The sequence below is a fragment of the Mycobacterium sp. NTMscope_Eco_3 genome (assembly GCF_976985685.1).
In genome coordinates this window covers 3,371,930-3,385,060 of the sequence record NZ_CDRJYZ010000001.1, presented here as the reverse complement: position 1 = coordinate 3,385,060, position 13,131 = coordinate 3,371,930, and the positions used below count along the sequence as shown (strand labels likewise).

Annotated in this window: 11 protein-coding genes and 1 pseudogene; 7 read left to right on the top strand and 5 right to left on the bottom strand. The window is 70.2% G+C overall.

Going from position 1 to position 13,131, the window contains the following annotated elements; translation table 11 throughout:
- Positions 1–4: 4 nt before the first annotated feature.
- A complete protein-coding gene (locus AC0KTM_RS15230; protein ID WP_225328485.1) occupies positions 5–502 on the bottom strand; it encodes an SRPBCC family protein in 498 nt (165 codons plus the stop codon).
- A 9-nt stretch (positions 503–511) separates the two neighbouring features.
- The gene (locus AC0KTM_RS15225; protein ID WP_238957323.1) at positions 512–1,399 is read right to left on the bottom strand and encodes an oxidoreductase; all 888 of its coding nucleotides are present in this window, start codon (positions 1,397–1,399) and stop codon (positions 512–514) included.
- A gap of 44 nt (positions 1,400–1,443) precedes the next feature.
- Between AC0KTM_RS15225 and aspS the strand changes: the two genes are divergently transcribed.
- The 3 genes and pseudogenes from aspS to AC0KTM_RS15210 all read left to right on the top strand — a co-directional run bounded on the left by aspS (position 1,444) and on the right by AC0KTM_RS15210 (position 4,738).
- A complete protein-coding gene (gene aspS, locus AC0KTM_RS15220; RefSeq protein ID WP_238956305.1) occupies positions 1,444–3,237 on the top strand; it encodes an aspartate--tRNA ligase in 1,794 nt (597 codons plus the stop codon).
- Positions 3,234–3,668 (top strand): nitroreductase family deazaflavin-dependent oxidoreductase, encoded by a 435-nt coding sequence (locus AC0KTM_RS15215; RefSeq protein WP_238956304.1) that lies wholly within the window; start codon positions 3,234–3,236, stop codon positions 3,666–3,668. The genes aspS and AC0KTM_RS15215 overlap by 4 nt, the downstream gene beginning before the upstream one ends.
- 3 nt (positions 3,669–3,671) lie before the next feature.
- Positions 3,672–4,738: pseudogene (locus AC0KTM_RS15210) on the top strand (FUSC family protein).
- Positions 4,739–4,741: 3 nt separating this feature from the next.
- On the opposite strand, the gene AC0KTM_RS15205 reads toward AC0KTM_RS15210, so the two are convergent.
- On the bottom strand, positions 4,742–5,131 hold the full coding sequence (locus AC0KTM_RS15205) for an MmcQ/YjbR family DNA-binding protein (protein ID WP_008258269.1): 390 nt from the start codon (positions 5,129–5,131) through the stop codon (positions 4,742–4,744).
- A gap of 87 nt (positions 5,132–5,218) precedes the next feature.
- Between AC0KTM_RS15205 and AC0KTM_RS15200 the strand changes: the two genes are divergently transcribed.
- Genes AC0KTM_RS15200 through AC0KTM_RS15190 form a run of 3 tightly spaced genes read left to right on the top strand, consistent with a single transcriptional unit; the run spans position 5,219 to position 7,903 of the window.
- The gene (locus AC0KTM_RS15200; RefSeq protein ID WP_238957322.1) at positions 5,219–6,172 is read left to right on the top strand and encodes a transglutaminase family protein; all 954 of its coding nucleotides are present in this window, start codon (positions 5,219–5,221) and stop codon (positions 6,170–6,172) included.
- Positions 6,165–7,220 (top strand): zinc-binding metallopeptidase family protein, encoded by a 1,056-nt coding sequence (locus AC0KTM_RS15195; protein WP_472416048.1) that lies wholly within the window; start codon positions 6,165–6,167, stop codon positions 7,218–7,220. Before AC0KTM_RS15200 ends, AC0KTM_RS15195 begins: the two co-directional genes overlap by 8 nt.
- A gap of 14 nt (positions 7,221–7,234) precedes the next feature.
- Entirely contained in the window at positions 7,235–7,903 is a 669-nt protein-coding gene (locus AC0KTM_RS15190) for a DUF6629 family protein (RefSeq protein WP_472416046.1), read from the top strand.
- A 69-nt stretch (positions 7,904–7,972) separates the two neighbouring features.
- On the opposite strand, the gene AC0KTM_RS15185 is transcribed toward AC0KTM_RS15190, so the two are convergent.
- Together AC0KTM_RS15185 and AC0KTM_RS15180 are read right to left on the bottom strand one after the other, a co-directional pair.
- Positions 7,973–10,630 carry a circularly permuted type 2 ATP-grasp protein gene (locus AC0KTM_RS15185; protein WP_472416044.1) on the bottom strand — a complete coding sequence of 886 codons (2,658 nt, stop codon included), beginning with the start codon at positions 10,628–10,630 and terminating at the stop codon, positions 7,973–7,975.
- Positions 10,631–10,685: 55 nt separating this feature from the next.
- On the bottom strand, positions 10,686–11,651 hold the full coding sequence (locus AC0KTM_RS15180) for a hypothetical protein (RefSeq protein ID WP_238956302.1): 966 nt from the start codon (positions 11,649–11,651) through the stop codon (positions 10,686–10,688).
- Between the two features lie 118 nt (positions 11,652–11,769).
- On the opposite strand from AC0KTM_RS15180, the gene AC0KTM_RS15175 reads away from it, so the two are divergent.
- A complete protein-coding gene (locus AC0KTM_RS15175) occupies positions 11,770–13,125 on the top strand; it encodes a replication-associated recombination protein A (protein ID WP_225328477.1) in 1,356 nt (451 codons plus the stop codon).
- Positions 13,126–13,131: the final 6 nt, after the last annotated feature.

The following is a 13,131-nucleotide window of genomic DNA, read 5'->3' as shown; positions in this document are numbered from 1 at the left end:
GCTCCTAAGGTTGCCGGGTCGCAAGGGAGTCGGTGTAGCTGCGGAGATTGCGCAGGTATCGGCGCAGGGCCAGGTTCAGCAGCGGCCCGACCACCACCATCGCCAGCTTCGCCGGGCCGGCCGGCTTCTGGGCCATGGTCCACGTCAGCCGGCAGCCGCCCGGGATAACCTCGACCCGGTAGTCCTCGGCGAAGGCCGCCACGGATTTGGTCGAGCATTCATTGAACCGAAACGCCATGTGCGTGAAGGGTTCCCACGCGAGGAATTCCTCGTTGCCGACGATGCCGCCGCGCATCTCGACGACGCGGGTGGTGCCGACGCCGCGCGGCTCGGGGCTGGTCCAGGTCACCTTGGTGATCACCTTCGCCCAGCGCGGCCAGGACCCCGCGTCGGAGAGCACCTCGAACAGCTGCTCGGGGGTGATGGCCAGGTCGACGCTGTTGCGGAACGCAAATGGCGCCGTATCGATGAAGTTCACGTCGACGCGCTCGCAGGGGAACATGAAAATAATCTAGCCGGGGCCGTCGCTGGCCGCGGCCAGTAAGGGCACCACGACGTCGCTGATCGGTGTGGCCAGGCCGTGAGCGCGGGCCTTGCGAATGATCACGCCGTTGCGGACGTCCCATTCCATCGGCCGGTGATTTTCCGCGTCGGCCAGGATCGACGTGCTCATGTCCTCGGCGACGTTGCGGAACATGTCGGCCAACTCGTCGACGATGCCGTCGGGCAGGCGGGCGCCCTCGGCGCGGGCGACGGCCAGGCATTCGGCGACATAGCCGCGCGACAGCGCGGCCACGTCGTCGCGGCGGAACATCCCGGACCGCCGCCGCGACAGCGCCATGAACCCGGCCAGCGCGTTGGTGAGCAGCTTGCGCCAGGCCGCGGTGATGATGTCGGGGTCGCAGTCCACCCGGCAGCCGGCGCCGCGCAGCAGGTCGGCGACCGTCGCCGCCGAGGGCCCGCTGGGCAGCACCAGGGCCGCCTCGCCGCGCAGCCGCACCCAGCCGCCGGGCTGGGACTCGGCCGAGTACCAAACGATGCCGGGGATGACGGGCGATTGCGGGCAGTGCGGCCGCACCTGCTCGACCTGCTCCACACCGTTTTGCAGCACCACGACGATGGTGTGGACGTCGCAGAGCCGGGCCAGCCAGCCGGCCGCCCGCGCGTTCTGGGTGGCCTTGACGGCCAACAGCACCACGTCCACCGGGCCGGAAACCTCCGCGGGATCGGTGTGCACCGGGCCGGGGACGACGATCGGGTCGGCGCCGTCGGGCCGCAGTTCGATGCTCTCGCGCGGGGTGCGGCCGCACACCACGATCGAATGTCCGGCCCGATGCAGCAGCGCGGCGACCGTCGTACCGACGGCGCCCGGACCGACGAGTGCGATGTTTGTGGCGATACGAGCGAAACTACACCGCCCCTTAGACTGATCTGTCGTCCAACGTGAAGGGGAGTGTTTTTGTGCTGCGCAGCCACGCCGCCGGGTCGCTGAGGAGTAGCGACGCCGGGCAGCAGGTGACGCTAGCGGGCTGGGTGGCCCGCCGCCGCGACCACGGCGGCGTCATCTTCATCGACCTGCGCGACGCCTCCGGGATCACCCAGGTGGTGTTCCGCGCCGACGACGTGCTGGCCCAGGCGCACCGGCTGCGCGCCGAGTTCTGCGTCGCGGTCACCGGCGTGGTCGAGATCCGCCCGGAAGGCAACGCCAACCCCGAGATCGCCACCGGCGACATCGAGGTCAACGCCACCGCGCTGACCGTGCTGGGGGAGAGCGCGCCGCTGCCCTTCCAGCTCGACGAGCCCGCCGGCGAGGAACTGCGGCTGAAGTACCGCTACCTCGATTTGCGGCGCGACGGCCCCTCGGAAGCAATTCGGTTGCGCTCCAAGGTGAATGCCGCCGCGCGCGCGGTGCTCGCGCAGCACGATTTCGTGGAGATCGAAACACCGACGATCACCCGCTCGACCCCCGAAGGCGCGCGCGACTTTCTGGTGCCGGCCCGGCTGCACCCCGGCTCGTTCTACGCCCTGCCGCAGAGCCCGCAGCTGTTCAAGCAGCTGCTGATGGTCGCCGGGATGGAGCGCTACTACCAGATCGCCCGCTGCTACCGCGACGAGGATTTCCGCGCCGACCGCCAGCCGGAGTTCACCCAGCTCGACATGGAGATGAGCTTCGTGGACGCCGAGGACATCCTCGCCATCTCCGAGGAGATCCTGTCCGCGCTGTGGGCGCTGATCGGGTATGAGATCCCGACGCCCATCCCGCGGATCAGCTACGCCGAGGCGATGCAACGGTTCGGCTCCGACAAGCCCGACATGCGTTTCGGGCTCGAACTCGTCGACTGCACAGAGTTCTTCTCCGACACCACATTTCGCGTCTTCCAGGCACCGTACGTCGGTGCCGTGGTGATGCCGGGCGGCGCCTCGCAGCCCCGGCGGACGCTGGACGGCTGGCAGGAGTGGGCCAAGCAGCGCGGCCACCGCGGGCTGGCCTACGTGCTGATCGCCGACGACGGCACGCTGGGCGGCCCGGTCGCCAAGAACCTGTCCGACGCCGAACGCGACGGCCTGGCCGCCCACGTGGGGGCCAAGCCGGGGGACTGCGTGTTCTTCTCGGCGGGCCCGGCGAAGCCGTCGCGGGCCCTGCTGGGGGCGGCGCGCGGTGAGATCGCGCACCGGCTGGGCATGATCGACCCGGACGCCTGGGCGTTCGTCTGGGTGGTGGACCCGCCGCTGTTCGAGCCCGCCGACGACGCGACCGCGGCCGGCGACGTGGCCGTCGGCTCGGGCGCGTGGACCGCGGTGCACCACGCGTTCACCTCACCCAAGCCGGGTCACGAGGACGCGATCGACACCGATCCGGGCAACGTGCTCGCCGACGCCTACGACATCGTCTGCAACGGCAACGAGATCGGCGGCGGCTCGATTCGTATCCACCGCCGCGACATCCAGGAGCGGGTGTTCGCGGTGATGGGACTGGACCACGCCGAGGCCGAAGAAAAGTTCGGGTTCCTGTTGGAGGCCTTCACCTTTGGCGCACCTCCGCACGGCGGGATCGCCTTCGGCTGGGACCGGATCAACGCCCTGCTGTCCGGGGTGGACTCCATCCGCGAGGTGATCGCGTTCCCGAAGACCGGCGGCGGCGTCGACCCGCTCACCGATGCGCCGGCGCCGATCACCGCCCAGCAGCGCAAGGAGTCCGGAATAGACGCCAAGCCCGAGAAGGTTGACCGGGCATGAGCGAACACCTCCCGGACACCGAGACCATCAACGCGTTCAACCAGTCCATCGCCGACGAGTTCCGCGCCAACGGCGGCAAGGTCGGCGGCCAGTTCGCCAACGCCAACCTGCTGCTGCTGCACACGACCGGCGCCAAGTCGGGCCAGCCCCGGGTGTCGCCGCTGGCGTACTTCCACATCGACGGCAAGCTCATCATCATCGGCTCCTTCGCCGGCGCCCCGGTCAGCCCGGCCTGGGTGCACAACCTGCGGGCCAACCCGAGCGCCCGCGTCGAGGTCGGAACCGACGCATTCGACGTCACTGCGCGCGAGCTGCCGACCGACGAGCGCGACGCTCTCTTCGACAAGGTCACCGCCGCGGCGCCCGGCTTCGCCGAGTACCAGGCCAAGACCAGCAGGGTGATTCCGCTGTTCGAGTTAATCCGGACCTAGCCGGTGGGCGCTTCGCGGCCGGCGGTGCCCTCGAGGGTCCTCGCCGCCGCGCGCGCGGGCGGCAAGCGGCTGCGCGCGGTGTGGTTCAACCTGGCGCAGACGTCGGCGGCCGCCGGGGTGTCCTGGTACCTGACGCACGACGTCCTGGGCCACCCGCAGCCGTTCTTCGCGCCGATCGCCGCCGCGGTGTCGTTGTCGACCAGCAACGTGCTCCGCGCGCAACGCGCCATCCAGATGATGATCGGGGTGACCCTCGGCATCGGGCTGGGCTCGGCGGTCCAGGGCCTGCTCGGGCCCGGCGCGGTGCCCATCGCCGTCGCCGCGTTGATCGCGCTCGGCGCCGCGGTCTTCATCGGGGCGGCTTCATCGGGCACGGGATGATGTTCGCGAACCAGACCATCGTGTCGGCGATCCTGGTGCTTGCCCTCTACCACGGCGGCGTCGGGCTGGAACGCATCTTCGACGCGCTGATCGGCGGTGCGGTGGCCATCGTCTTCGCCGTGCTGCTGTTTCCCGCCGACCCACTGCAGCTGCTGCGCGCCGCGCGCGTCGGCGTGCTGGCCGTGCTGCACGACGTCTTGACGCGCGCCGCCGACGTCGCCGCCGGACGCAAAGCCGCCTCGCCGGACTGGCCGCTGACGGCCGTCGACCGGGTGCACGAACAGCTCAGCGGCCTGCTCGAGGCGCGCACCACCGCCCGCCACGTCGTCACCATCGCCCCGCGCCGATGGGGCCTGCGCGACGCCGTGCACGCCGCCGATCACCAGGCCGTGCACGTGGCCCTGCTGGCCGGCTCCGTGTTGCAGCTGGCCCGGGCGGTCGGCCCCAACCCGGACGGCGGCCGCGAACAGCGTGCCCAGCCCGTGCACACGGTGCTGGTCGTGCTCGCCGCCGCAACCGCACTCGCCGACCGCGACGCCGCCGGCGCCTGCGCGTATGCGGCGTCGGCCCGCCATCACGCGTCGCAGTTGCCGTCGGGTGCCGGCGAGAAAACCCAGGTGATGCTCGCCGACGCCGTCACCGCCTGCATCGACGACCTGCAACGGGTCATCGACCTTCGGCAGGTGTGAATCTCACCGCGAGTCGGCCAGGAACTCCTGCACCAATTTCCGCGGCGCCTGCGTCAGCCACGCCTCGGTGATGAGCTCCTGGAGGTCGCGCACCGAGATCTCGGCCAGGTTGACCAGCACGGCGGGATAGCCGTCGAAATGCGGGGTGGTGAAGTAGGTTTGCGGCTCGTCGTCGATCAGCGCGAATTTGACTCCCTCGTCGGACACCCGAACACCGAGGATGTCGCCCCGCGGGGGTTCTGGGCCGTTTCGCGCCAGGGCCTCGCGTTCCGAGGGCCGCAGCGGCCGCTCCCAGGCCAGCAATTTCTTGCCGACCCGCCAGTCGTGCGGTGACGGCTCGGAGGTGAGGGCCAGCTCGCCGACGATGCGGGCGACCTCGTCCCACGTGGCCACTCCTCGATTGTGCTCCCGTTTCCGCGCCGTTGCCGTCGTATCGGCAAACCGCCGCCGCCGACAGTCCGTAACGACGCGGTGTGTGATCTGATCAGCCTTGTGTCTGAAGCTGACGCCGGGGCCGCCCGCCGGCATCGAGTCACCCACCGCACCGAATACCGCTATTCCAACGTCGTGACCAGCTCGTACGGTCGCGGCTTCCTGACCCCGCGCGACTCGCTGCGGCAGCGTCGCGTCGCGCATCGGCTGATCATCGAGCCGGCTCCCGCCGACAGCTCCACCAGCACGGACACCTACGGGAACATCAGCTCCTACTTCCACGTGACCGAGCCGCACACCGTCCTGACGGTGGTCAGCGATTCCGTCGTCGACGTCTATCCGCCGGCGCCGGGCCTGTACTCCGGCGGGGCGGCGCTGAAGCCCTGGGAGGAGGCCCGGCCGGCGGGCCGCGCCGGGGCGCTGGCAACCGAGTTCACCCTGGACCTGAATCCGCCGGAGATCACCGACGAGGTCCGCGAGTACGCCGCGCCCAGCTTCACGCCCGGACGCCCGTTGATCGAGGTGCTGCGCGACCTGGCGTCGCGGATCTTCACCGACTTCACGTACCGGTCGGGGTCGACGACGATTTCCACCGGGGTCAAGGAGGTTCTGGCGGCCCGGGAGGGGGTATGTCAAGACTTTGCCAGGCTGGCGATCGCCTGCCTGCGCGCCAACGGTTTGGCGGCCAGTTACGTGTCCGGCTACCTGGCCACCGACCCGCCCCCCGGAAAGGATCGGATGATCGGCATCGACGCCACGCACGCCTGGGCCGCGGTGTGGACTCCGCAGGACCCCGGCCAATTCGAGTGGCTGGGGCTCGATCCCACCAACGACCAGATGGTCGACGAGCGCTACATCGTGGTGGGACGCGGCCGCGACTACGCGGACGTCCCGCCGCTGCGCGGCATCATCTACACCGACTCGCGGCACAGTGTCATCGACGTCGCCGTCGACGTCGTGCCCTACTCAGACCCCATTGAAGGCGACTTCTCGCATGCGTGACTTCACCTGCCCCAACTGTGGCCAGCGCCTGACGTTCGAGAACTCGACGTGCCTGAATTGCGGTAGCGCGCTAGGCTTTTCGCTTGAGCAGATGGCGCTGCTGGTGATCTCCGACGGCGAGTCAACCGAGCACGCCGGTGTCGTGCCCGCCAGCGAGTACCAGTTGTGCGCCAATCTTCAAGTGGCCGAATGCAATTGGCTGGTCCCGGTCAACACCCCGCGGTTGCTGTGCACGTCGTGTGCGCTGACCGCCGAACGGCCCAACGACGCCGACACCGTCGGGCTGGCCGAATTCGCCCGGGCCGAGGCGGCCAAACGACGGCTGATCGCCGAGCTGCACGAGCTGAAGCTGCCGATCGTCGGGCGTGACAAGGACCCCGACTACGGGCTGGCCTTCCGGCTGTTGTCCAGCGCACACGAAAACGTGATGACCGGGCACGCGAACGGGGTCATCACCATCGATTTGGCCGAGGGTGACGACGTGCATCGCGAGCAGCTGCGGGTCGAAATGGACGAGCCGTACCGGACCCTGCTGGGGCACTTCCGCCACGAGATCGGGCATTACTACTTCTACCGGCTGGTCGCCCCCTACCGCGAACACCTGGAGCGGTTCAACGAGCTCTTCGGCGACCCCGACGCCGACTACTCCGAGGCGCTCGACCGCCACTACAGCGAGGGCGCGCCCGAGGGCTGGCAGAACGACTTCGTCTCGTCGTATGCCACCATGCACCCGAGCGAGGACTGGGCCGAGACGTTCGCCCACTACCTGCACATCCGGGACGCGCTGGACACCTCGGCGTGGTGCGGACTGGCGGCGGCCTCGGCCACCTTCGACCGGCCGGCCCTGGGGCCCAGCGCATTTCAGACGATCATCGACATGTGGCTGCCGCTGTCGTGGTCACTGAACATGGTGAACCGGTCGATGGGGCACGACGACCTGTACCCGTTCGTGCTGCCGACCGCGGTGCTCGAGAAGATGAAGTTCATCCACACCGTCGTCGACGAGGCGACGTCGGAGTCCCGGGGCCCCGCGTCGGTGGCGGGTTAGCGATGTGCTTCTCGATGACGGCGGATCTGGTGGTGGGCGCCGCCCTCGTGCCGGTCGCCGTGGCAACACTGCGCGAGGTGAAGCACTGGCGCGAAGTGCCCTTCGCCTTGCTGCCGACGGTGTTCTCGGTCCATCAGTTCATCGAGGCGGCGGTGTGGCCCAACGAAGTTGTCTCCCCCGGGATGGCCCACCTGGCGATGCTTGCCTATGTCTTCATCGCGCTGCCGCTGCTTCCCGCCTGGGTTCCGTGGGCGATCTTGATGCTGGAGCCGCGCGGTGCCCGGCTACGGGTGGCGCCTTTTGCCGTGCTCGGCACCGTCGTGTCGGCGTATCTGGCTGTCATCGTGCTCACCGAACCAGTCAAAGTGACGAGGTGCCCCCATGCGCTGCAGTACCAGACCGCCGTTCACGACGGCTACGTGTGGGCGGCGCTCTACATCATCGCCGTCATCGGGCCGGCGGTGCTGTCGGGCTATCGCTCCATCGTGGTGTTCGGGATAGCCAACCTGGTGGGGCTGACGGTGGTCGCCGTCCTCTACGTGCAGGCGTTCGCGTCACTGTGGTGCATCTATGCCGCGACGCTCTCGGTCCTGGCGCTGGTGCACATGGTGCGGCGTCGGCGACTGCCCGATCCACACCGCTACCACGGCATCGCCGCGGAGCGGGAGACATCGAACGCGTGAAAGTCGTACGGCTAGGCGGGATTGCCGCACTCCTCCTCACCCCGCCTCGCGGGGTGCATCGTCGTACGGCTAGGCGGGCATCACCCGGCGCACGTCGGGACCCCAAAGTGGTTGCATCCCACCGGGTAAGGCCAGCTGGGTGGTGGTGATGACGTCGGCCAGGTCGCGCAGCCCGGCGTGGACCGCGCCGAGCAGGCCCGCGAGCTCGGCGCGCCGCCCGTCGTCGCTGACCCGTTCCAGCACCGCGGGATGGGATCGGCGCAGCCGGGTGCCGATCTCGTCCACCAGCCGCTCCGGGCGCGACGACCCCGACGAGCCGGGCAGGTCCTTCAGATTGGTGCGCAGCCGGTCCAGTTGGTACAGCAGCGACCGCGGGTTCTGCGCGTCGAACAGCGTCAGCTCGACCATGGCGGCCACGCTGACCTTGCCCGCCGTGCGGCGACGGTAGATGACCGAGGACTCGCACGCCACCAGGGTGGACTCGATGACGGTCTGTTCGGCGGCGGCGCCGCGCACCACGGTCAGCGTCTCCTGCAGCAGCGCGGTCAGCCACAGGCCGCGTTCGATCCGCTTGCCGATGTCCATCATCGTCCAGCCCACGTCGCGCACCATCGACTCGTTGGCCACGCCCGACAGGGTCAGCATCCCGGCCAGCGTCTGGGCCTGCGCCCGGGTCAGCGCGGCGTCGGCCTCGGCGAGCGACTCCGGCGGCTCGCTGTCGAGGGCCAGCGCGCGCTCCACCGCGGCCAGCACCATCCACGTGTCGTTGGACATCTGGTCGCGCACCGCGCGGGCGGCAAGGGCCAGGCCTTCCACCGACTGCACCAGGGAGCCGGGCCGGTGCGGGTCGACGGTGAGCGACCACAGCGTCGAGGGGGCGACGGCGATCATTTCGGCGTGATCGCCGTCGCCGTCCGCCGCGGTGTCGGTTCCGGTGATGCGGCCCAGTGCGGCCATCAGCACCGGCACGCACTCGCTTTCCTCGCTGTGCTGGTGGTGCCGGTACACGTGGAACCTGTCGCGGGCGACGATGAGCAACCGCGCCATGCTCTCGGCGCGCTCGCCGTAGCGGCCGATCCAGAAGAGGTCGGACAGCACGCGCGGGGAGCTGACGGCCCAGGTGCCCGCGGCTGTCTTCGCCGGAGGTTCCACGCTCGGTGGGCTGATCGCCTCGGCCCGCGCCCGCTCGGTGGGTCGCACCCAGACATCTTTCGCCGCAACGGTTTTCAATGTGTAGGCGGCGTCCCCGGGCGCCAGCACGTAGCCGATGCCGCCGATCATCGGCGCGTAACCGCCCCGCTGGGCGACGGTGAACAACCGGAAGCCGACGCCCGACGACGACAGCACGCCGGCGTGGTCGGTCGGCGCGGACGAGAACTGCGGCAGCTCCTGGCCGACCCACTGCCATGGCATCGCCTCGATCTGGGCAGCCAATCGCGCCAGCTGCGGAGACGAAAGTGCCGGTCCGACAAGGGTTTTCTCGCCGACCGTCGACCTCACCAACAACGACGACAGATTCGCCAGCAAGTGCGAACGCTCGGCCGCGATGCCGCCCCAGTAGGCCGGCGCGCTGGGCAGCAGCAGGGTCTCCGACAGCAGGTGCTCGGCCATCGCGGGCAGGAACCGCTGCAGCCCAGGGTTTTCCAGAATCCCGCTGCCCAGCGTGTTGACGACGGTCACCGTCCCGCGGTGTTGCGCTTCCACCAGGCCCGCCACCCCGAGGCGCGAATCGGCGCGCAGATCCAGCGGGTCCGAATAGTCGGCGTCGACCCGGCGCAGCACCACGTCGACGCGCTTCAGGGTGCCCAGCGAGCGCATCCACAGCATGCCGTCGCGCACCACCAGGTCCGCGCTCTCGACCATGGGGAAGCCCAGCAGGGTGGCCAGATAGGCCTGGTCGAAAGCGGTTTCGGAGTAGATGCCCGGGGACAGGACCACCACCACCGGGTCCTGGGCGTCGTCGGGTGCCGCGTCGATCAGCGCCAGCCGCAGGGCCTGCGCGAACGGGGTGGTCGGCCGCGGCCCGATCCGTTCGTAGAGGTCGGGAACCGCGTGCGCGACGACGCGCCGGTCGGCCAGCGCGTAGCCGGCCCCCGAGGGCGCCTGGGTCCGGTCGCCGTTGACGACGAAGGCCCCGTCCGGACGCCGGCTGACGTCGCAGGCGTGCAGGAAAAGCTGATGGCGCCCGGGGATCTCGATTCCGTTGGCGGCCCGCACGTAGCCGGGATGGGCGAACAGCAGCTCGGGGGGAAGGACGCCGTCGGTGAGCAGGCTGCGCGGCCCGTACAGGTCGGCGAGCACGGCGTCGAGCGCCCGGGACCGCTGCAGCAGCCCCGCCTCGAGCACCTCCCAGTCCGCCGCGGATAGCACGATCGGCAGGGTGTCCAGCTGCCAGGGCCTCGGCTCCTGGCCGCGGCCGCCGGGTTCGACGGCCGTGTAGGTGATGCCGTCGTTGTCGATCAGGCCGTGCACCACCGAGCGCAGCCGGTCCAGCCCGGCGCGGCCGCGCTCCGCGATCGCGTCGGCCACCTCGGCCCACGCGGGGCGCACGTTGCCGTCGCGGTCGACGAATTCGTCGTAGCCGCTCGCCGGGCCGTGCCGCAGATCGAAGAGGGCTTCCTGGGCCCGGGCGGCGCGGTAGCCGGCCAGCAACCGGTCCGCGTCGTAGCGGCCGCCGGCGCCGGGCGAGGCCGCACCGGTGCCGAATGTCATGTCCGCAAACGCCATTACTGCTGCACGGTACGCACGCGGCACAGGCCCAGGAGGCCCGGCGCGCCGGGCGTTATGCCGGAGCCGGGCCGGGTTGGTAGCCCGCCTGCTGCGGCGGGGCGACCTGCCCGCCGGAGAACTTGCGGTAGGCGTAAATCCCGATCAGGGAGGCGACCGGGGCCGCCACCAGCAGCCCGACGCCGCACGCCAGCGCACCCACCACGAACAGGGCCAGCTCGACCAGCCAGACCAGCAGGGCGTTGCCGAAGTTCGCGGTGACGGTGGAGAAGCTGGAGGTCAGCGCCTTGATGGGTTGCTCCGACCGATCGATGGCGAACGGGATGGTGAACTGGGCGAAGATGCCCAGGATCAGGCCCGGCAGGAAGCACAGCGCCGAGGCGATCGAGGTGAGGATGCCGACCAGCAGCGCGGCCAGGAACACCATGCCGAAGTTGCGCGGCTTGAAGAAGCTCCCGATCGTCACCGGGCGCCCGTCGGCCAGATCCAGGCAGCCGGACAGGAACGCGGATTGGGCGAACGCGCCCACGAGGTACGCGACCAGGTAGCCGAGGATCAGCAGCGTCATTCCGCCGCCGTTGAGGTTCGCCGTGAAGGTGAAGTAGTCGTCGTCGGAGCCGCTCGTCGTCGTGCCCACGCTTTGGCTCAGGCCGACCATGGCCGAGGCGGCGCCGATCAGCAGCCCGTAGACCAGAGCCGGAACGATCAGTGCCACCGGGTTTTTGGTGAATGCGTTCCAGGCCCAGCCGAACGCGTCACCGATGCTGAACGCCGGCGTGGGCGGGCCGCCGTAGCCGGGTGGGGGTCCGTAGCCGGGAGGCGGTGCGCCGTAGCCCGGGGGCGGCCCGTAGCCCGGGGGTGGGCCGTAACCCGGAGGCGGAGCGCCGTAACCCGGGGGTGGGCCGTACCCCGGGGGCGGCGGGGGTGGTGCGCCGTAACCGGGCGGTGGGGGATAGCCGGGAGGATTCTCGCTACCGCCCTGAGGGTCCGGCGGGCCTGAATATTCGGGGGGTTGGCTCATGTCCGTCCTTGCTATCCGGAGAGGAACGCGCGCTGAACTTGGCAAACCGGAACTTAGCAAAGATGCGGCCGGGGCGCGCGGGTCGCCGGGGCCGGCGCGGACGTCCGCCCGTCGTGGTATGCCTGAAGCCGTGTCCGACGGTCTGTTTGACCTGCCCGGCGCGCCGCGGCCAGACGATCATGGCTTGGGCGTGTCGAGTGGCTCGCCCCTGGCCGTCCGCATGCGTCCGGCGTCGCTGGACGAGGTGGTCGGGCAGGACCACCTGCTGGCGCCCGGGTCACCGCTGCGCCGCCTCGTCGAGGGCTCCGGCGTGGCGTCGGCCATCCTGTACGGGCCGCCCGGCAGCGGCAAGACCACGCTGGCCGCGCTGATCTCACAGGCGACCGGCCGCCGGTTCGAGGCGCTCTCGGCGTTGTCGGCCGGCGTGAAAGACGTTCGGGCGGTGATCGAAAAGGCGCGAACCGCGCTCCTTCGTGGTGAGCAGACGGTGCTGTTCATCGACGAGGTGCACCGGTTCTCCAAGACCCAACAGGACGCGCTGCTGTCCGCGGTGGAGAACCGGGTGGTGCTGCTGGTGGCGGCGACCACGGAGAACCCGTCGTTCTCGGTGGTGGCGCCGCTGCTGTCCCGCTCGCTGATCCTGCAGTTGCGGCCGCTGAGCGCCGACGACATCCGCACCGTCGTGCAGCGCGCGATCGACGACCCGCGCGGCCTGGGTGGGCAGGTCGCGGTCGCGCCCGAGGCCGTCGACCTGCTGGTGCGGTTGGCCGCGGGTGACGCGCGGCGCGCGCTGACGGCGCTGGAGGTCGCCGCCGAGGCGGTGCCACCCGACGGCGAGCTGACGGTCACCGCCATCGAGCAGTCCCTCGACGAAGCCGCTGTGCGCTACGACCGCGACGGCGATCAGCACTACGACGTCATCAGCGCCTTCATCAAGTCGGTGCGCGGCTCGGACGTCGACGCCGCGCTGCACTACCTGGCCCGCATGCTCGTCGCCGGGGAGGATCCGCGGTTCGTCGCGCGCCGGCTGATGATCCTGGCCAGCGAGGACATCGGCATGGCGGACCCGACCGCGCTGCAGGTGGCGGTCGCGGCGGCGCAGACGGTGGCGCTGATCGGCCTGCCCGAGGCCCAGCTCACGTTGGCGCACTGCACGATTCACCTGGCCACCGCGCCCAAGTCGAACGCGGTCACCACGGCACTGGGAGCGGCGATGGCCGACATCAGGGCGGGCAAGGCCGGCCTCGTGCCGCCCCATCTGCGCGACGGCCACTATTCGGGCGCCCAGGCGCTGGGCAATGCGCAGGGCTACAAATACTCCCACGACGAGCCGGATGGTGTTGCGGCGCAACAGTATCCGCCCGACGAGCTGGTGGGCACCGACTACTACCGGCCCACCGGCCGGGGCTTCGAGCGCGACATGGCGGGTCGGCTGGAGCGGCTGCGCGCGATCATCCGTAGGAAACGGGGGTGAGGAAGG

Bases quoted from the DNA above. Each gene is read 5' to 3' on its own strand.
- AC0KTM_RS15185 (WP_472416044.1), bottom strand. From the start codon at position 10,630: ATGGCGTTTGCGGACATGACATTCGGCACCGGTGCGGCCTCGCCCGGC.
- AC0KTM_RS15180 (WP_238956302.1), bottom strand. From the start codon at position 11,651: ATGAGCCAACCCCCCGAATATTCAGGCCCGCCGGACCCTCAGGGCGGT.
- AC0KTM_RS15230 (WP_225328485.1), bottom strand. From the start codon at position 502: ATGTTCCCCTGCGAGCGCGTCGACGTGAACTTCATCGATACGGCGCCA.
- AC0KTM_RS15175 (WP_225328477.1), top strand. From the start codon at position 11,770: ATGCCTGAAGCCGTGTCCGACGGTCTGTTTGACCTGCCCGGCGCGCCG.
- AC0KTM_RS15195 (WP_472416048.1), top strand. From the start codon at position 6,165: ATGCGTGACTTCACCTGCCCCAACTGTGGCCAGCGCCTGACGTTCGAG.
- AC0KTM_RS15215 (WP_238956304.1), top strand. From the start codon at position 3,234: ATGAGCGAACACCTCCCGGACACCGAGACCATCAACGCGTTCAACCAG.
- AC0KTM_RS15190 (WP_472416046.1), top strand. From the start codon at position 7,235: ATGACGGCGGATCTGGTGGTGGGCGCCGCCCTCGTGCCGGTCGCCGTG.